Raw genomic sequence first — 18776 nt, 5'->3', positions numbered from 1 at the left:
AAACCTCTTAGGGCGTCCAGGTGACAAAATTTTCCAACAGACGAAGGCCTGCACGGGAGCTTTTTTCCGGGTGGAACTGCACGGCAAAGGTAGTATCGCGGCCAATCGCTACGTGGGCATTAACCTTACCGTACTGGGTGGTACCGAACACTTGTGCATCGTCCGCCGCATTGACGTAGTAGCTGTGTACAAAATAGAAGTGCTCGTTATCGTCAATACCTTCCCACAGTGGGTGCTCATGATGCTGGGCCACCAGGTTCCAGCCCATATGAGGCACTTTCAAGCGCTGATCATGCTCGTCGCGCATATTGGCGGGGAAACGGTCAACGCTACCTTGAAAAAAGCCCAGGCAGTCTACGCCGCCGTTCTCTTCGCTGCGCTCCATCAACATCTGCTGGCCCACGCAGATGCCCAGTAAAGGTTTGGCTTGGCGGCTTAGAATATCGTCAACTAAACCGCGCAGTTCAGTGCGCTCAAGCTCGCCCACACAGTCGCGAATCGCGCCCTGGCCGGGGAGTACCAAGCGAGTGGCGCCAAGAATCCGCCGCGGGTCGCGAGTGATAACGACATTTTCGTGGGTGACGTGTTCAAGCGCCTTGGCCACCGAGTGCAGGTTGCCCATTCCATAATCGATTACCGCAATGGTCATGAAGCGCTCCTTATAAACTTCCCTTGGTCGACGGCATTTGGCCCGCCATGCGTGGGTCTTCTGCCACCGCCATACGCAGCGCTCGCCCAAAGGCTTTGAAAATAGTTTCAGCCTGGTGGTGAGCATTAAAGCCTTTTAGATTGTCGATATGCAGCGTGACACGAGCATGGTTGACGAAGCCTTGGAAGAACTCCCAGAAGAGCTGGGTCTCCATGCGGCCAATGGTATCTCGAGTAAAGTCGACATTCATGAAAAGGCCTGGTCGGCCAGAAAAATCGATCACCACCCGCGAAAGTGCTTCATCTAACGGCACATAGGCGTGTCCGTAGCGATAAATGCCACGCTTATCACCGATTGCTTGGTGAAAGGCTTGGCCTAGGGTAATGCCCAGGTCTTCAACGGTATGGTGATCATCAATATGCAGATCCCCGTTGGCCTGAATATCGAGATCTACCATTCCATGCCGCGCCACTTGGTCAAGCATGTGGTCAAGAAACGGGACGCCTGTTTCACAGCGGAGGCGGCCTTCACCGTCAAGGTTGACGCTGACCGTAATCTGCGTTTCGTTGGTGTCACGGCTTACCGTGGCAATACGCGCTGACATGTTGCATCTCCTGCGCTGGGGCGCACTCTGAAGGGGTAATTAGTGGCTAGTAGGCGACTTCACCGCCATATAATCAAGGCATAACCTGCGGCCAAAGCGAGCATTATAGAGAATCGGCGGCCCCATCCGCTACAATGCGCGAAATGTAACCGCTTTTCACGGCGGTAGAATAGCAGCCTTGCTGCAATGGCAAAGAGGATTTCACCATGCCGGTGACACTGAAGTATGTCGACCAGGCCCGTTGGGAAGCTGAAGAGCAGGTGCGGATCGACTTGGTGCGGATTTATGAAGATGCCCCCAAAGAGCGTATGCCCGCCCCATCGGTCATGCCTTTTATAGAACAGTATTTAAAAGAGCCGCGTTTTTTTGCCTGCGCACACTTCAACGACCGCCTGTTAGGGGCAGTCGCTGTACAAGAGGCGGCGGACCGTGCGTGGTGGCTGTCCGAGCTGTGTGTACGCAAAACGACTCGGCGTCGAGGTGTAGGTACACGCTTGATGGCTTTGTTAGGCGAGCAAGCCAAACAGCAGGGCATGGTGTTGCGTATTGCGACCACAACGCTTCCACTTGCTGACCGTGTGCTGCTCTCCAAGATGGGCTACCGACCAGTGGCTAATGATCAGGCCACTGAGCTAGGCGCCCCGGCCACCAGTGATTTTGTTGAGCTAGACCCACAAGGAAAAGGGTAAATGAGACAGCTATTACGTATTTTACTGGCCGCGATTGGTATTCTCGCCATCGCTGCAGTGGCTGCCGTGGTGTATGTCACGACTTTTCTTGATCCAGAGGACTTCAAGCCTCGGTTGACCGCTGTTGTGGAAGAGCAGACCGGGCTTAACCTCTCGCTTGAAGGCCCGATTACCTGGTCGTTCTACCCTCGTATTGGCGTGAGCGTTGAGCGCGCGCGGGCGTGGCTGCCAGAGCAGTTGCCCGATGATGCTGCCTTTGCCGCCATTGAACGAGCGGAAGTGAGTGTTGCCTTTGCGCCGTTGCTAAGAGGTGAGATTGCCGTCGACGGGTTAACGCTTGACGGTATGCGGCTCAACCTTGAGCGCAATGCAGACGGCGAGGGTAACTGGCAGCCGCTGTTGGAGCGCTTGGCCGAGCAAGATAACGACGCTGCTGAAACGGTGCTGGCGCCGGCAAGCGCTGGCCCTCATGCCGATGCGGGCAGCCTATCCGTGGTGCTTAATATTGCAAACGTAGACGTTAAAGGTGCCGATATACGCTTCCGGGATGAGCAAAGCCAAGCGGTTTGGCGTTTGCAGCCACTGAATGTTTCCGGAAGTAACGTGAACCCCGTGCGCTCTTTCCCCTTAAAAACGATGTTTACCCTGACGAAGCATAATCGCTTAGATGCAGAGGCATTGGAGCGCGCGCCGGATCTGACCAGCGAAGTGAATCTTGAAACGCGTCTCCGTTTAGGTTTGCAGGACGAGCAATTAGTGTTTGAAGGCACTCAGCTGACGACGCGAACGCAACGCCTAGGCGAGAGTGACCCTCAGCAGTTAAGTCTCAAAGCGTCGGAAATGGTGGCCCGCATAGGTGAGCAGCAGCTCACGATTAAAGACGGCGTGTTAGAGACAGGGCTGCGTCACCCAGAACACTGGCAAGGCAGCCTAGCGCTTTCGCTCGCTTTTGGCCTGGAGAGTAACTGGGGCGCACAGACGGCCCAAATAAAAGATGCTCAGCTGACCGGCCCTGATGGCTTGCGAGTGAGTGGCCATCTAAATGTCGAACAATTTTTGGATGCCCCGCAGTACCGCGGCCAGCTTAACGCGGCGCCTTTCACTCTGCGGCCCTGGTTGTCGCGGGCTGGTATAGCGCTAAATACCACCAATGAAGCGGCGCTCAGCGATGTGGCAATGACAAGCCCGGTTGAGGGTGATAGGCAACAAATTTCTCTGCCACGGCTCTCTTTGGTGGTGGATAGCAGCACCTTTACAGGCGCGGCATCTGCGGCGCTTGACGGCACGCAGCTAAACTTCAATTTAGAAGGCGACCAGCTCAACCTGGATCACTACCTGCCAGGACGGGTGACCGCCCAGCAGGCCAGCCGTGGTTTGCTACGTAACGCCTTTGCGCAAACCGAGGGTGCGCTGCTGCCGCAAGAATGGTTAAGCACGCTGTCTTTAGAAGGTGATTTGCAGCTTGACCAGCTTCAACTGGCAGGGCTCACGTTTGATGAGCCGCGTCTACAGCTACGTGGTGCCGATGGCGTCCATCAGCTATCGGCGTTCGAATCGCGCTTTTACGGAGGAGAACTTAACGCCACCGGGCGTATTGATGCCAGCGAAAGCATTCTCCAGTGGCAGCTCTCCCCCCAGGTGAGCAACGTGCAGGTTGCACCGCTTATTGAAACCTTTAGCGAAGAGGATTCACCGCTGCGCGGGCGGTTTACATTGGAGGGCGCGCTGACCACTCAAGGCAACACCCACGAAACATTGACAAGCAATCTCAACGGTCAGTTAACTGCAAGGCTAAACGACGGTGCCATTTTAGACACCAACGTTTCACAGGAAATGTGCGAGCTGGTCGCTCAGTTAGAGGGCGAAGGAACGCTACGCGATTGGCATCCCGATACGCGTTTTGAGCGCTTTGACGCCACCTTGCACGTGCGTAATGGCCTGATCACCAGCGATGACCTGCTGGTCACGCTGCCGGGGATTAACGTCCAAGGTGAAGGTGAGTTCAACCTTACTAGCATGGATTTCGTTACCCGAGCGAATGCTCGTTTGGTCGACACTGCCGACGCCGCCTGCCAAGTGAACCCGCGTTTAACAGAGTTGCCTCTGCCGGTGCTATGTGAAGGCCACGTAGGCGATGATAAAGCTCAATGGTGCCGCTTTGACCGTGACGCCTTCCAGTCCTCGATAGCCGGCCTACTGCGTGATGAAGCCAGCGGCCGAGTGTCGGAAGAGCTAGAAGAGCGGCTAGGCGACTCCCTTGATCGTATTGACCAGCGCCTAGGGGAGGGGGCAGGCCAGGAGCTTCGTGACGGTATTCGCCGTCTGTTTGATTAAGCTTTCAAACGAGCCTTAGTAGGAAAGCAACCTATACCGCGCCGGCCCTAACCCTGCCGGCGTTTTTCATCGTTATTGCTCCAAGGAATTTGTATGGCTGATGCACCGACGCCGTGCCTAGCGGCAGAAACGTTTCAACGCCGTCTGCTCAACTGGTTCGACCAGCACGGCCGTCATGACTTGCCGTGGCAGTCGCCACGTAGCGCTTACCGCGTATGGGTTTCTGAGATTATGCTGCAGCAAACCCAAGTGGCGACGGTGATTCCCTATTTCGAACGTTTTATGGCCCGTTTTCCCACCCTGGAAGCGTTAGCCACAGCACCCCAAGATGAGGTGCTGCATCTTTGGACGGGGCTTGGCTACTACGCGCGTGCGCGCAACTTGCACAAAGCTGCCCAGGTGGCGATGGAAGAACATGGCAGTGCGCTGCCTACTGACAGTGTTGAAACGCTGATGGCGCTGCCCGGCATCGGACGCTCTACGGCAGGTGCCATCATTGCTCAAAGCACCGGTCAGCGAGCAGCCATTTTAGACGGTAATGTAAAGCGCTCACTGACTCGCCTTCATGCCCTTTCCGGATGGCCGGGCAAGCCTGCGGTAGAGCGTCAGTTGTGGTCACTTGCCGAGTACTACACGCCAGATACGCGACTGGCTGATTTCACCCAGGCAATGATGGATTTTGGCGCAACGCTGTGTAAGCGCAGCAAGCCAGACTGCTTAATCTGCCCCTTTAACGACGTTTGCCGTGCCTACGCTCAAGGCGAGCCGCAGCGCTTTCCAGAGTCCAAGCCTAAAAAAGCCCTGCCCCAGCGTGACACCATTATGCTGATGTTGCGCGATAGAGAGGGGCGGGTATGGTTAGAACAGCGGCCACCGAGCGGTTTGTGGGGAGGGTTATGGAGTCTGCCGCAGTTTGAGCACCCACAAGCACTGAATGACTGGCTGGACGATAATGTGGTTGCACCAACACGTCACTCAGCGCTTCCCTCTTTTACACATACCTTTAGCCATTTTCGGCTAGCTATTACGCCACAGCCGGTCACTTGCGATAGGCTAGGGGGTATAAGAGAAAAAGGCGTATGGTATGACGTTAACGATCCGCCTTCGCTAGGCTTAGCGGCACCGGTAAAAGCGCTGCTTAGCCAGCTCGCTCCGTTTACGCTAGACCCAACGCCAGGGCCGTCACGCTAATGCCCCTCGCGTTTGCGTTGTGTTATGACCTTCATTTCTCTACTTCTCTATAGGAGCACGCAATGAGCCAGATGGTTTTCTGCCGCAAGTATCAAAAAGAGCTGCCCGCGCTGCCATTCCCACCGCTCCCAGGTAAACAGGGCCAAGAGATCCAGGCCACGGTTTCCAAACAAGCGTGGGAAGAGTGGCAGGCGCTACAGACGCGCCTCATCAACGAAAAGCACCTGAATATGTTAGAACCCGAATCGCGTGCTTACTTAATGGATCAAATGCAGCGCTACCTGAATAACGAAACAACCGACCAAGCAGAAGGCTACGTACCGCCCTCACAAGCCTAATACGATCAATGCCACGGTAACGTAAGGCCTTAAAAGCCACGAATGGCGTGGCTTTTAGCCTTTTTGGCTCAGCCACAAGACAGCCCTAACCGTGTGACTAGAAAGAAAGTTTCACAAAGGTGTTGACGAAAAGCGGCTTTTTTAGTTTAATACGCACCGTTGGCAGCGGCCAGATAGCTCAGTTGGTAGAGCAGGGGATTGAAAATCCCCGTGTCGGCGGTTCGATTCCGTCTCTGGCCACCAAACGTTGGGGTATCGCCAAGTGGTAAGGCACCGGTTTTTGGTATCGGCATTCCCAGGTTCGAATCCTGGTACCCCAGCCATTGCCAACAAGATTTCTTGTTGATCGGCTAGTGTAATAGCAAGCCCATCAAATTCTCAAGAAAATGCGAAGCGCCGACATAGCTCAGTTGGTAGAGCAACTGACTTGTAATCAGTAGGTCCCGGGTTCGACTCCTGGTGTCGGCACCACTTAAAGTGGTTATAAAGCAAAGCGTTAGAGAACATGTTAAAGCCGTCCCTCGGGGCGGCTTTTTCGTATGTGTCAACAAAGTGTCTACACAGCGGATATGTCTTTTTCATTGCTGCTCCTGCCGAGTGAGAAGCAGAGTGTTATTTCCAGTTTTTGTAAAAAAGCTCAGCTGAACGCTTTTGTGATAACACACGTTATGATGCGATTGGTTATTGCTTGCAGGCCTGCCTAGATTGTCTATCTTCTCTACTGCATGGTGGTTTGGCCCTTCGCGGTTGAAATTGCCATGGCGTAGATCTGAAACCTAATCATACAAGGAGTGGATTAGATGACAGTCAAAAGTACCCCTTTCAATATGGTCACCGCACATAAGCAATACAGCGAAATGACCGATATGCCGTCTGCCCAGCGTGCGAAGGTAGACGACATGTACCCTACTCGCTTAGCAACAGCGCCAGTCGCTCTTACCCAACCACGACGTGACGCGGTGGTCAAAGGACGTGATTTATCAGGTCCGCTATCTCAAGAGCAGCTCAATGAGTTTGAGCGTAACGGGTTTCTATTTATTCCTAACCTCATTAGTGGCGAAGAGCTAAGTGCTTTGTGCCAAGAGATGAGCGAGCTGATGAATAATGATACCTACCGGGATAAAGAGTTTAGCGTCACGGAGCCCGCAAGCCACGAGATACGCTCGCTCTTTGCGGTTCATAAGCTGTCTAAACGGTTTGAAAAGCTGGCAAAGGATGAGCGCTTAGCCGGTGCCGCACGGCAGATTATTGGTGATGACCCTTATGTGCACCAGTCGCGGATTAACTATAAGCCTGGTTTCGCTGGTAAAGGGTTTAACTGGCACTCTGATTTTGAAACGTGGCATGCAGAAGATGGCATGCCACATATGCACGCCGTCAGCGCATCGTTGATTCTTACGGATAATCATGAGTTTAACGGGCCGTTGATGCTAATTCCCGGCTCGCACTTAGAGTTTGTGCCTTGCTTGGGGGAAACCCCCGAGGATAACCACAAAAGCTCGCTCAAAGCGCAAGAAGTAGGTGTCCCAAGCCCCGAAGTGTTAACAACGCTGGTGGAGAAGCACGGCATTAAAGCGCCGAAGGGGAAAGCGGGTGGGCTGTTACTGTTTGATTGCAATACGTTGCATGCGTCAAACGCAAATCTTTCACCCGATCCGCGTAGCAACGTGTTTTTCGTGTTTAATCGTCCTGATAACCGCTGCGTTAAGCCGTTTGCGGCGCCCAAACAGCGTCCAGATTTTCTAGCCCACGGTCCGGAGCAGGGGTAGTTGTTTAGGCGGAAAGTCCGCCATAGAGTAAAAAGCCTGCGTTAGGTTGTGGAACATAGGTATAGGTGGGGTAGACTATTGCGCCTGTCGTTGCGAATGCGGCACGCATAATGAGAAGGAGAGCACCCGCCATGCGTTTTGTTCCACAATTTACCGATGGGCAGGAGTTTCCCCACACGCTGGGCAAAGTCGTTTGCGTCGGCCGCAACTATGCCGACCATGCCAAAGAGCTGGATAACCCTGTTCCCAGTGAGCCACTGCTATTTATCAAACCAGCGACGAGTGTTGTCGATTTAACCAAACCGCTGGCCCCGCCTTTTTCTAGGGGCGATGTGCACTATGAAGTTGAGTTAGCACTTCTCGTCGGTGAAACGCTTACCCATGCGACGCAAGACGAGGCAGAGCGTGCGATTACCGGTATCGGACTTGCTATGGATCTCACGCTTCGTGATGTGCAAACCCAGTTAAAAGAGAAAGGCCACCCTTGGGAAATCGCTAAAGCGTTCGATGGCGCTTGCCCGCTGTCGCCGTTTCTTCGGCTAAGCCGCGTGCCTAACTGGAATGCGCTGAGCTTTACGCTTGAGCTTGATGGGGAAGAGCGCCAGCATGGTGAAGGCGCTGACATGATTTTTGCTATCCCCACCTTGGTAGCGGAAATGAGCCGTCATTTTACCTTAGAGCCTGGCGATATTGTTCTCACCGGCACGCCTGCTGGTGTGGGGGTATTGCCACGGGGTGCCAAGCTACGTTTAACGCTGACCGGCGGGCTGGACATCACGACGAGCGTGGTAGAGTGAGCCAATAAGTGAACAGGTGGGCCGTATACCCTTGGCTACCTAGCTAATTGAGCTACTCCTTCAATTAGCGATAAAAAAATGCCCCGGTGCATATCCAGTACCGGGGCATTTTTTGTGTAGGGTGGTTATTAAAAGAGCGTTCTTGAATAGCGTTTTTGAAGATGGTTGTGAAGATGGTTCGTAAAATAGTGCTTGAGAACGCGTTGCAGCGCCCTGTAGGAGCGTTGCTTTACTCTAAATACGTATAGCCCTCAAGGCCCTCATTTAAGCTTGCAGCAAAGTGCTCCTGCTCTTGGGAGGAGAAGCCGCTCGCTTCAAGCTGTGCAAACAGCTTTTGCTGAAGCACCTTGGCGTCAAAATTGACGTAAGCCAGCACATCAGCCACCGAATCACCGGCCTGGGCGTTGGAGATTACCCAGTTGCCATCGGCATCGAGGGCGGCGTCTACTGAGTCGGTATCGCCAAACAAGTTGTGTAAGTCGCCAAGAATTTCCTGATACGCACCTACCAGGAAAAAGCCGATCCAGCGCTCATCCTCACTTTTCCACTCGGGTAGCGGTAACGTGCTTTCCACGCCTTGACCATCCACATAGCTGTCGATACGGCCATCGGAGTCGCAGGTAATATCCTGAATAACGGCGCGTCTCGTCGGCGCCTGGTCTAGCCCGCTGAGTGGTAGTACGGGGAAGATTTGCTCAATTCCCCACACGTCAGGCACCGACTGAAAGAGCGAGAAGTTCACAAACAGTTTGTCGGCGAGCTTTTCGGCTAACTCATCCAGGATTTCACGGTGAGCGCGATTGCGGGTGTCTAGCTGGCCCCGAAGTCTTGCACAGGCGGCCATGTAGAGCCGCTCGCCTATGGCGCGGGCATTAATATCGCTTAGCCCTAGTACAAAACGATCTTGCAGCTCGCTTACGGCTTGGAGTAAATCGTGCCATGCTTCCACTAGCACCCGCGGCTCTTGGACTTCGGCCAACTGCTCGAAAACCCGCCACAGTGCTTCTACCTGCGGGTCTTCCTGAGGGATATGCTCTGGGGGGGTATCATCAATACGCTCTTCGCCAATGACATTGGTCACTAGAACCGCATGGTGCGCCGTTAGCGCACGGCCAGACTCACTGATCAAGTGAGGCTGGGGCAGGTTGGCCTCTTGGCAGAGCTGAGCAAACGCGCTGACGACGTTGCGCGCATATTCACGCATGGAGTAGTTGGCGGAGCAGTAGCTGCGCGAGCGGGTGCCTTCGTAGTCGATACCCAAACCGCCGCCCACGTCGACGGTGTCAATGGGCGCGCCGAGGGTAATCAGGTTTTGGTAAAAGCGTGCGCATTCCCGCAGGCCGCGTTGAATATCGCGGATATTGGCAATCTGAGAGCCAAGATGAAAGTGCACTAGCTGTAAGCTTGCCAGGGCATCCTGGGCGCGAAGCGTTTCCACAACCTCAAGAATCTGGCTCGCAGTTAGGCCGAATTTAGACTTTTCGCCGCCGGTATTTTGCCACTTGCCTTTGCCCACCGAGGCAAGCCGTGCGCGCAGGCCAATACGCGGCATCACATCTAGTTCGCGGGCTTCTTCAAGAATGACCGTTAACTCAGAGAGTTTTTCGACCACGAGGTAAACGCGGTGCCCAAGCTTTTCACCTAACAGGGCAAGGCGGACGTATTCACGGTCTTTGTAGCCGTTGCACACAATCAGCGAAGAGCCGCCGTCTGATAGGGCGAGCACGGCCAGAAGCTCCGGCTTGCTGCCTGCTTCCAGCCCTACGCGGCCATTGCCGCGCTCTGCCGTGGCGAGAATTTCTTCTACCACGCGGCGCTGCTGGTTGACCTTAATGGGGTAAACCGCCGTGTAGCCACCCTGATACTCGGCGTCCTGCATAGCGGCGTCAAAGGCGCCGCAAAGCTGTTCTACCCGGTCGTGGAGAATATCGCTAAAGCGCACCAATACGGGTAAACGTAGCCCGGCTTGCTGAAGCTGTCGCACCAAGCCGCTAATGGGCAGCGCAGGGCCGTCGGCATCCTTACCAAGCGGACGTACTAACGCTTGGCCGTGATCATCTACATCGAAGTAGCCGCTGCCCCACTGGTCAATATTCCACGTGCGGCGTGCGCGAAGCGCAGGACTGCTGCTGGTAACCGATTCGCTCATTAAGAAGCCTCTGGAAGCGGTAACGCACCCAATAAGATGCGCGCCTTTAAAATAGTTCGAAAACGCTCAGGATCGTGGGGCGTTAAGTCGTGGGCTGGCGGATCCACGTAAACCACCAGTAAGCGTGAAAGCCAGTAACGCAGCGCCGTCATGCGTAGCATTGTTGGCCATAATGCTTTTTCGTCGGCAGTGAGGGGTCTGCGTGTTTGATAGGCGCTAAGAATGGCGTCATGGCGCTGCTCATTGAGTGAACCATCTTCGTTCGTTGCCCAATCATTAATAACGATGGCTAGGTCGAACAGCAAATCCCCCGTGCAGCCATTGTAAAAGTCAATGATGCCGCCCAGCTGGTCGCCGTCATACAAGGTGTTATCACGGAATAGATCACCGTGCAGCGCGCCTTGGGGCAGCTCGCCATACTGACTAAAGGCACTTTCGAAGTCATCCACTTCATTCTTCATCAGTGCCTGGTCTTCCGGGCTTAGGTAGGTGAGTACCTTGTGATGTACTGCCCGCAGCCAATGCAGGTCGCGTGGGTTGGGGCGGTGCCCTTGAAAACGCTGAGAAACTACGTGCAGGCGGCCAAGTGTTTCACCTAGCACGCTGCATTGCGTCACATTGGGCGCTTCAGGATGACGGCCTGGCAGTCGCGGAAACAGCAGCGCCGGCTTGCCCGCCAAGCTGTGTAGCGCAATACCTTCACGGTCATGAATGGTGCCAGGCACCGGCAGGCGGTGCTCGTCTAGATAATCAAGTAACTCAACAAAAAACGGCAGCTCTTCATGTTCGCCCTGTTCAAACAGCGTTAACACCAGTTCGCGGTGGTCGGTCGTTACAAAAAATGTGGAATTCTCTGTGCCGCCCGCCACCCCTTGAAGGGAAACGAAGCTACCTACATCAAACTTTTCTAAAAACGCAGCGACCTGTGCGTCGCTAAGCGGGGTGAATACAGCCATTAGAGTCTCGCCCAGGTTGCTAAGCCCGTTATTGTAGCGGCTTGCTGGCCTAGTTGGCAGCGTTGTAACGCTTTCAAAGCGGTTATTAGCAGCGGTTGTTTCTGCAGCGGCGGCAATGAACGCGTATCATCTCACTAGACGTTTACCTGTTTTGCTAACAATGGAATTTGGTTATGGCCCGTGCCCCTATCGTGCTTGTCGATGGCTCTTCCTACTTGTATCGCGCGTTTCATGCGCTGCCGCCGCTAACCACCTCTAACGGACAGCCGACCGGTGCGGTGAAAGGCGTTATCAATATGCTAAAGCGGCTAATCAAGGACTATCCTGAAAGCCCCATGGCGGTGGTGTTTGATGCGCCGGGGAAAACGTTTCGCGATGAGATGTACAGCGATTACAAAGCACACCGGCCGCCCATGCCCGACGACCTGCGCAGCCAAATCAAACCGCTGCATGCGTGTGTCGAAGCCCTGGGGTTGCCGCTGTTGTGTATTGAAGGCGTTGAGGCGGATGACGTCATCGGCACGCTGGCGCACCACGCAACGCAAGCCGGGCGCGATGCGGTGATTTCAACCGGCGACAAAGACATGGCGCAGTTGGTTAATCGCCACATCACACTCGTCAATACCATGAAAGATGAAACCTTGGACGAAGCGGGCGTAGAAGCTAAGTTCGGCTTACCGCCGGAGCTGATTATCGACTACCTGGCGTTGATGGGCGATAAAGTGGACAACATCCCCGGTGTGCCGGGGGTCGGTGAAAAAACCGCCATTGGTTTGCTGCAAGGCATGGGCGGTGGATTAGAGACTATCTACGGCGACTTAGAGCGGGTAAAAACCCTGACCTTTAGAGGCGCGAAAACGCTGCCGAAAAAGCTTGAAGAGCATCGCGAGCAGGCGTTTCTTTCCTATCAATTAGCCACCATCAAAACAGACTGTGAGCTTCCGGTAGGTTTAGATGACCTGTATATTGCCCACCCCAACCGGGAAGCGCTGGTTGAGCTGTATAAAGAGATGGAGTTTAAGCAGTGGCTAGCCGAGCTGCTGGAAGGTAACGACGAAGGCGTGGATGATGTAAAAGGTGGCGCGCCCGTACCTGAAAATAAGCCTGACGATACGGCTGGGGATAGCCCCGCCGCTGCGCCTTCTGAACGTCACGATCGCGTTATTTTCGAACAGAGCGAATTTGAGGCGTGGCTTGATCGTTTAAACTGCGCCAAGCGTTTCTGTTTTGACCTGGAAACCACCAGCCTCAACTACATGGATGCCGACATTGTGGGCATTGGTGTTGCGTTGCAAGCCGGTGAAGCAGCGTATATTCCGCTGGCCCATGATTACTTGGATGCCCCCAAGCAGTTGGATCGCAAAACCGTGCTGGCAGCGCTAAAACCACTGCTGGAAGACCCTCGCAAAACTAAAATTGGTCAAAATCTGAAGTACGATATTTCTGTGCTGGCCAATTATGACATTGCTGTGGTGGGGCCGTTGGCCGATACCATGCTGGCCTCTTATGTATTGAATTCAACGGCTACGCGCCACGATATGGATTCGCTGGCGCTTAAGTACTTGGGCGAGAAAACCATCTCGTTTGAAGAGATCGCTGGTAAAGGTGCCAAGCAGCTCACCTTTAACCAAATTGCCTTAGAGCAAGCGGCCCCTTACGCCTGTGAAGATGTCGATATTACGCTGCGGCTTCAGGAAACCCTGCGGCCCCAGGTCGAACGGGAAGGGCGCCTTGCCGAGGTGTTAGATCACCTTGAATTGCCTTTAATCAACGTGCTGTCGCGCATTGAGCGCAACGGTGTAGCGCTGGATGCCGAGCTTCTTTACGCGCACAGCCAGCAGCTTGAACGCCGTATTCGTGAACTTGAAAGTGAAGCATTTGAGCTGGCAGGCCGGGAGTTTAACCTTGGCTCGCCCAAGCAGTTGGGGCAGATTCTGTTTGAAGAGCAGAAGATTCCGGTGATTAAAAAAACCCCGAAAGGCGCGCCTTCCACGGCGGAAGCGGTGCTGGAAGAGCTGGCGCTGGATTACCCGCTGCCTAAAGTCATTATGCAGCACCGAGGACTTGCCAAGTTAAAATCTACTTACACTGACAAGCTACCGCGCTTGCTCAATAAAGCCACTGGCCGGGTGCACACTAGCTACCATCAGGCGGTGACCGCCACCGGGCGGCTGTCCTCATCTGATCCGAACTTACAAAACATCCCTATTCGTACCGAAGAGGGGCGCAAAATTCGTCAGGCGTTTATCGCTCGCCCTGGCTACCGTATTGTCGCGGCCGACTACTCGCAAATTGAGCTGCGCATTATGGCGCATCTTTCTGAAGATAAAGGGCTGTTAGATGCGTTTGCCGCCGGGCGCGATATCCATACCGCTACGGCGGCGGAAGTCTTCGGTACGTCGTTAGACAAGGTGTCGAGCGACCAGCGGCGCAGCGCGAAAGCGATTAATTTTGGCCTGATTTATGGCATGAGCGCTTGGGGGTTATCGCGTCAGTTGCATATTGATCGCAATCAAGCGCAAACCTACATCGACCGTTACTTTGATCGCTACCCCGGTGTTGCCCGCTATATGGATCGTATCCGCACCCAGGCGGCGGAAGATGGCTTTGTGGAAACGGTTTTGGGGCGGCGCCTTTATCTGCCAGAAATTCACTCGCAAAACCGCAACCGTCGCCAGGGCGCTGAGCGCACCGCGATCAACGCACCCATGCAAGGCACGGCGGCGGATATCATTAAACAGGCGATGATTGATGTGGATGCGTGGCTGGCAGAGAGCGAGTTCGATGCCCTAATGGTGATGCAGGTGCACGATGAGCTGGTGTTTGAAGTGGCCGAAAAGCAGGTCGAGGCGTTTATCGAGCAAGTGCAACAACGCATGCAGGCAGCTGCTTCGCTCAGTGTGCCGCTGATTGTAGAGGCTCAAAGCGGTGCTAACTGGGATGAAGCGCACTAGCGCTGGGTGCCGGCCGCAAAGTTACTTTATGTTTTCCACGCCATAACGCAAATCACCCGCAGCCAAGCTGCGGGTGATTGTTTAAAGCCGTATTACCTTTAAGCCTACTCCTAGGCCGCTAGGCTTAACGCCAGCTAACGCGGTCGAAAATACGTACCGCTTCTGGGTTGTTCTCACCCAGGATGCTGATGTTGATGTCATCTTTGGCGAAATCGCCCCAAGACTCTAGCACCGGATTTTGCTTAACGCCTGCTACCACTGGGAACTCGTAGTTACGCTCAGCCAGCACTTCTTGCGCTTCGTCAGACGCCAGGAACTCCAGGAAGCGAATGCCGTTCTCCGGGTTCTGTGCGTTAGAAACGAGGCCAGCACCACCCACGTTTACGTGTGTGCCACGGTCATCTTGGTTGGGGAAAATCACGCCAACTTTACGTGCGGCTTCACGATCTGCGGCATCGTCAGAGTGCAGTAGGCGTACATAGTAGTAGTGATTGGCCACAGCAAGGTCGCACTCGCCGCTCGCCACGCCAAGAATTTGGTCGGTATCACCACCTTCGGGGTTGCGAGCCATGTTATTCACAACGCCTTGGGCCCACTCTTGCGCGCCTTCTTCGCCATGGTGTTCAATCATCGAAGCCAACAGGGACTGGTTATAGATGTTGTTGGAGGAGCGAATGCACACTTGGCCTTCGAACTGCGGGTCGGCCAGGTCTTCGTAGGTAGAGATTTGGCTGGGGTCGAAGTTCTCGCGGTTGTAGTAGATGACCCGCGCACGCTGGCTAAAACCAAACCACATGCCTTCTGGATGACGCATGGATTCTGGCAGGCGCTCATTGAGAACGTCCGACTCGACGCTCTGGAACAGGCCATCTTGTTCAGCGCGCCACAGGTTGCCCGCATCCACGGTTAACATGACGTCGGCAGGGCTCGCCACGCCTTCACGTTGCATGCGCTCCATCAACTGGTTTGCGTCGCCTTCCAACACGTTCACTTTAATACCGGTTTCTTCGGTGAATGCGCTGTAGAGGATTTCATCTGAGTCGTAGTGGCGCGCAGAGTAAATGTTGACCTCATTAGCCAAGGTGCTGCTAGCAAAGGCAGAACCCGCCATGATGGCCGCAACGGATAGAGCAAGACGTGTTTTGTTCATTAAAATATCCCCTAAATGTGTATGATAATAAGTTGCATTATCGTGGTGGATATTCAAGCGTTTCTTTGTGCCGACGTCAAGCCAAATGGTAACTAAAATCATTCAACGTATGGATGAGACGTGCATCTCGCTGCAATAGAAATTAGAATGCAAATAACTTTCAACCGTGTTCGTAACTGTATTGCGTTAGCAGTGCTATCGTCGAACGAAACAATGGTGAAAAAATGACGGCAACTGTGTCACTTACCGACGTTGCGGCACCCGCACCGGCCTTGGCTCTACGTGATGTCCACCATACGTTTGCGGCTAACCACGTGGTCAAGGGGATAGATTTAAACATCGCGCCCGGAGAGGTGGTTTGCCTGTTGGGGCCGTCGGGCTGTGGTAAAACCACCTTGTTACGCATTGCGGCGGGGTTGGAGGTATTACAGGATGGCGCGGTGAGCCTGGATGGCAAGCCTATCGCGGCGCCCGGTAAGCGCCACGTGCCACCCGAGAAGCGTAACGTCGGCCTCGCCTTTCAAGACTCTGCGCTGTTTCCCCATTTAAGCGTGCTGGAAAATGTGACCTTTGGCCTCAAACACCTGCCGAGCAAAGAGCGTCGCGAGCGTGCAGTTGGGCTTCTCACCCAGCTAGGCATGGCGAACTATATTGACACTTACCCGCATATGCTGTCGGGTGGGCAACAGCAGCGTGTGGCGTTGGCGCGTGCCTTGGCGCCCACGCCAAAGTTAATGCTGCTGGATGAGCCGTTCTCTAGTTTGGATGCACGACTGCGAGATCGCATTCGCGACGATACCCTCCACGTGCTTAAGAAGCTTGGGTCCGCCACCTTGCTGGTTACCCACGATCCTGAAGAAGCTATGTTTATGGCGGATCGTATTGCGCTAATGCGCGATGGCAAAATCATCCAGACGGGCACCCCACGTGAGCTTTACTGCGCTCCGATAGACCCTTTTGTGGTGACCTTTTTTGGCGAGGTTAACGAACTTAGCGGCACGGTGCACAATGGCAAAGTGCAGACTCCGGTCGGCGCGGTAGATGCCAGTTGGCTAGAGGAGGGGAGTGAGGCGCAAATCATGATTCGCCCCGAGGCGCTGCGCATTAAAGAGCGCGATTTGCCGGCGCAGGCGCATAGCCATAGCCACGTGATCATGGCGAAATTGTTAGGTCGGACGAGCCTCATCCACCTGTGTGCCCACGGAGAGGATGGTCAGGAAGCGCACCTGCACGCCCGTGTGCCCGGTGTGTTTCTTCCCGAGGAGGGCCAGCCGATCGATATCGACTTGGACCACTCCCAGGTGTTCATTTTTCCGCGCTAACCCTTCCTACGGCAGGCTACTCCGCTTGGCTGCCGGGCCGCGCCCGGCGCATTGCCAAGCTGAGTAGTATGACCGGCAATATGCCTACCACCACAATCGTCAGTGAGGCTGTTGATGCTTCGGCCAAACGCTCGTCTGAGGCCAGGCTGTGGGCACGCACTGCCAGCGTATCAAAGTTAAACGGTCGTAGAATCATCGTGGCGGGTAGCTCTTTCATGACGTCTACAAAGACCAAAATACCAGCCGCCAGCAAACTGCTACGCATTAATGGCGTGTGTATTTTACGCAGCGTGCCCCCTGCGGTTTGGCCCAAGGTGCGTGAAGCGGCGTCCATACTGGGAGTGACTTTTCCCAGGCTTGCTTCAACCGCGTTGAAGGAAACCGCCAAAAAACGCACCACGTAGGCATAAATTAAAATAAATGCCGAGCCGCTAAACACCAGGCCAATGATTTTTCCGTAGTGCTCATGTAGCCAGGTGTTAAGGGTGTTATCCAGCCAAGCGAAGGGAATTAAAATCCCTACGGCTACCACCGAGCCAGGAATCGCGTAGCCCATGGCTGCAATGCGGGTAAACAGCCGCGCGCTCGGCGAGTTATGCAGCCGCACGCCGTAGCTCAGCAGCACGGCCATCCCCACGGCAATCAGCGCGGCTATCGCAGCTAGGCTTAAACTATTGATTGCAAAGCCGACAAAGCGCGTGCCAAACAGGCTGTCGCCAGTGGTAATGGCCATTTCCAGCAAAATGCCGCTGGGCAGTAAAAAGCCAACTAAGATGGGCAAAAAGCATACCATCGTAGCGCCGAATGCCCGCCAGCCGTGGAGGCGGTACTCTGGCAGCTGTTGATAACGGTTGGTGGTGTGAAAATAGCGCCGTTTACCCCGGGAATAGCGTTCTAGCAGTACCAACACAATCACAAAGGTCAGTAGGCAAGCCGCAAGCTGAGCGGCGGCCACCGGCTCGCCTAAGCCAAACCATGTTCGGTAGATGCCGGTGGTAAAGGTATCCACGCCGAAAAACTGCACGGCGCCAAATTCATTGAGTGTTTCCATCAGTACCAACGACACCCCGCCCACTAATGCGGGGCGAGCGAGCGGTAGGGCAACGCTACTAAACAGGTGCCACGGCCCACGGCCTAGCGTGCGGCCCACATCCAGCACGCACACCGACTGCTCAAGAAACGAGGCGCGAGCGAGCAGGTAGACATAAGGGTAGAGTACAAAAGTAATGAGCGTCGCTGCTCCACCGAGGGAGCGTATATTTGGAAAGTAGTAATCGCCAAATTGCCAGCCAAACCACTCCCGCAGCGCGCTTTGCAACGGCCCGGCAACCTGTAAAAAATCGGTATAGGCGTAGGCGATCACGTAGGTTGGCACCGCTAAGGGTAATAATAACGCCCACTCAAAGATCCGCTTGCCGGGGAAACGGCACATCACCACCAGCCAGGCAGAGCTTGCGCCGATAATCAGCGTACCCAGCCCCACCCATAGCACTAGCCAAAAGGTATTGGATAGATAGCGTGGAAGCACCGTGCTGGCGAGGTGTTGCCACACGCCCTCGGTGGGAACCACGATATGTCCAAACACCACCAAGATAGGTAGCGCTACCGACAGGGCTATCAAGAATAGCGCAATCGACCAAGGGTTCAGCGACAGCCTAAAACGCGAGGCCAAATCTGAAAATAGAGCCTGCGGTGAACGGCGAGCAGATAGCGACACGTCGTTGTCTCCTAGGTCGAGGCGGGCAGTGACGGCATTGCAAATGCGAACGTCAATGCGAAAAAGTAACGGGTGCAAATAGTATCACTTGCGCATGTTGGCTGCAGCCAACATAACAGCGTTAAAAAAAATCCCCCCGCATAGCGGGGGGAGAAGG

Annotated in this window: 14 protein-coding genes and 3 tRNA genes; 11 read left to right on the top strand and 6 right to left on the bottom strand. The window is 54.6% G+C overall.

Annotated features, from left to right (window positions below):
* Positions 1-7: 7 nt before the first annotated feature.
* The gene (hisH, locus tag LOS15_RS12110) at positions 8-649 is read right to left on the bottom strand and encodes an imidazole glycerol phosphate synthase subunit HisH (RefSeq protein WP_263066229.1); all 642 of its coding nucleotides are present in this window, start codon (positions 647-649) and stop codon (positions 8-10) included.
* Positions 650-659: 10 nt separating this feature from the next.
* Entirely contained in the window at positions 660-1253 is a 594-nt protein-coding gene (gene hisB / locus LOS15_RS12105; RefSeq protein ID WP_263066228.1) for an imidazoleglycerol-phosphate dehydratase HisB, read from the bottom strand.
* A 206-nt stretch (positions 1254-1459) separates the two neighbouring features.
* Between hisB and LOS15_RS12100 the strand changes: the two genes are divergently transcribed.
* The 9 genes from LOS15_RS12100 to LOS15_RS12060 all read left to right on the top strand — a co-directional run bounded on the left by LOS15_RS12100 (position 1460) and on the right by LOS15_RS12060 (position 8371).
* Positions 1460-1942 carry a PanM family protein gene (locus tag LOS15_RS12100; protein ID WP_263066227.1) on the top strand — a complete coding sequence of 161 codons (483 nt, stop codon included), beginning with the start codon at positions 1460-1462 and terminating at the stop codon, positions 1940-1942.
* A complete protein-coding gene (locus tag LOS15_RS12095; protein ID WP_263066226.1) occupies positions 1943-4276 on the top strand; it encodes an AsmA family protein in 2334 nt (777 codons plus the stop codon).
* A 93-nt stretch (positions 4277-4369) separates the two neighbouring features.
* Positions 4370-5467: an A/G-specific adenine glycosylase gene (gene mutY / locus LOS15_RS12090; RefSeq protein WP_263066225.1), complete on the top strand. Its 1098-nt coding sequence runs from the start codon at positions 4370-4372 to the stop codon at positions 5465-5467.
* Positions 5468-5529: 62 nt separating this feature from the next.
* Entirely contained in the window at positions 5530-5805 is a 276-nt protein-coding gene (locus tag LOS15_RS12085) for an oxidative damage protection protein (RefSeq protein WP_263066224.1), read from the top strand.
* A gap of 167 nt (positions 5806-5972) precedes the next feature.
* Positions 5973-6048, top strand: a tRNA-Phe gene (locus LOS15_RS12080).
* Between the two features lie 5 nt (positions 6049-6053).
* Positions 6054-6128: transfer RNA gene (locus LOS15_RS12075), tRNA-Gln, on the top strand.
* Between the two features lie 72 nt (positions 6129-6200).
* A tRNA-Thr gene (locus LOS15_RS12070) sits at positions 6201-6276 on the top strand.
* A gap of 329 nt (positions 6277-6605) precedes the next feature.
* On the top strand, positions 6606-7574 hold the full coding sequence (gene thpD, locus LOS15_RS12065) for an ectoine hydroxylase (protein ID WP_263066223.1): 969 nt from the start codon (positions 6606-6608) through the stop codon (positions 7572-7574).
* Positions 7575-7705: 131 nt separating this feature from the next.
* On the top strand, positions 7706-8371 hold the full coding sequence (locus LOS15_RS12060; protein WP_263066222.1) for a fumarylacetoacetate hydrolase family protein: 666 nt from the start codon (positions 7706-7708) through the stop codon (positions 8369-8371).
* A 229-nt stretch (positions 8372-8600) separates the two neighbouring features.
* Here the strand turns inward: LOS15_RS12060 and speA are convergent, their stop codons facing one another.
* On the bottom strand, positions 8601-10520 hold the full coding sequence (speA, locus tag LOS15_RS12055; RefSeq protein WP_263066221.1) for a biosynthetic arginine decarboxylase: 1920 nt from the start codon (positions 10518-10520) through the stop codon (positions 8601-8603).
* Positions 10520-11476, bottom strand: coding sequence for a homoserine kinase (locus tag LOS15_RS12050; RefSeq protein WP_263066220.1), 957 nt, complete (start codon positions 11474-11476; stop codon positions 10520-10522). Before LOS15_RS12050 ends, speA begins: the two co-directional genes overlap by 1 nt.
* Before the next feature lie 173 nt (positions 11477-11649).
* Between LOS15_RS12050 and polA the strand changes: the two genes are divergently transcribed.
* Positions 11650-14430, top strand: coding sequence for a DNA polymerase I (polA, locus tag LOS15_RS12045; RefSeq protein ID WP_263066219.1), 2781 nt, complete (start codon positions 11650-11652; stop codon positions 14428-14430).
* 124 nt (positions 14431-14554) lie between these two features.
* On the opposite strand, the gene LOS15_RS12040 is transcribed toward polA, so the two are convergent.
* Positions 14555-15580: a Fe(3+) ABC transporter substrate-binding protein gene (locus tag LOS15_RS12040; protein WP_263066218.1), complete on the bottom strand. Its 1026-nt coding sequence runs from the start codon at positions 15578-15580 to the stop codon at positions 14555-14557.
* 224 nt (positions 15581-15804) lie between these two features.
* Here LOS15_RS12040 and LOS15_RS12035 point away from each other — a divergent pair, with 224 nt between their 5' ends.
* Positions 15805-16902 (top strand): ABC transporter ATP-binding protein, encoded by a 1098-nt coding sequence (locus tag LOS15_RS12035; RefSeq protein ID WP_263066217.1) that lies wholly within the window; start codon positions 15805-15807, stop codon positions 16900-16902.
* A gap of 16 nt (positions 16903-16918) precedes the next feature.
* On the opposite strand, the gene LOS15_RS12030 is transcribed toward LOS15_RS12035, so the two are convergent.
* Positions 16919-18619 (bottom strand): ABC transporter permease, encoded by a 1701-nt coding sequence (locus tag LOS15_RS12030; protein ID WP_263066216.1) that lies wholly within the window; start codon positions 18617-18619, stop codon positions 16919-16921.
* Between the last annotated feature and the right edge of the window lie 157 nt (positions 18620-18776).

The organism is Halomonas sp. 7T (assembly GCF_025643255.1).
Classification (GTDB): domain Bacteria; phylum Pseudomonadota; class Gammaproteobacteria; order Pseudomonadales; family Halomonadaceae; genus Vreelandella.
The sequence above is the reverse complement of the archived record's forward strand: the minus strand, read 5'-3'. Positions and strand labels throughout refer to the sequence as shown.

Excerpts from the sequence above, each read along its gene's own strand:
- hisH (WP_263066229.1), bottom strand. The coding sequence starts at position 649 with ATGACCATTGCGGTAATCGATTATGGAATGGGCAACCTGCACTCGGTG.
- hisB (WP_263066228.1), bottom strand. The coding sequence starts at position 1,253 with ATGTCAGCGCGTATTGCCACGGTAAGCCGTGACACCAACGAAACGCAG.
- LOS15_RS12100 (WP_263066227.1), top strand. The coding sequence starts at position 1,460 with ATGCCGGTGACACTGAAGTATGTCGACCAGGCCCGTTGGGAAGCTGAA.
- LOS15_RS12095 (WP_263066226.1), top strand. The coding sequence starts at position 1,943 with ATGAGACAGCTATTACGTATTTTACTGGCCGCGATTGGTATTCTCGCC.
- mutY (WP_263066225.1), top strand. The coding sequence starts at position 4,370 with ATGGCTGATGCACCGACGCCGTGCCTAGCGGCAGAAACGTTTCAACGC.
- LOS15_RS12085 (WP_263066224.1), top strand. The coding sequence starts at position 5,530 with ATGAGCCAGATGGTTTTCTGCCGCAAGTATCAAAAAGAGCTGCCCGCG.
- thpD (WP_263066223.1), top strand. The coding sequence starts at position 6,606 with ATGACAGTCAAAAGTACCCCTTTCAATATGGTCACCGCACATAAGCAA.
- LOS15_RS12060 (WP_263066222.1), top strand. The coding sequence starts at position 7,706 with ATGCGTTTTGTTCCACAATTTACCGATGGGCAGGAGTTTCCCCACACG.
- speA (WP_263066221.1), bottom strand. The coding sequence starts at position 10,520 with ATGAGCGAATCGGTTACCAGCAGCAGTCCTGCGCTTCGCGCACGCCGC.
- LOS15_RS12050 (WP_263066220.1), bottom strand. The coding sequence starts at position 11,476 with ATGGCTGTATTCACCCCGCTTAGCGACGCACAGGTCGCTGCGTTTTTA.
- polA (WP_263066219.1), top strand. The coding sequence starts at position 11,650 with ATGGCCCGTGCCCCTATCGTGCTTGTCGATGGCTCTTCCTACTTGTAT.
- LOS15_RS12040 (WP_263066218.1), bottom strand. The coding sequence starts at position 15,580 with ATGAACAAAACACGTCTTGCTCTATCCGTTGCGGCCATCATGGCGGGT.
- LOS15_RS12035 (WP_263066217.1), top strand. The coding sequence starts at position 15,805 with ATGACGGCAACTGTGTCACTTACCGACGTTGCGGCACCCGCACCGGCC.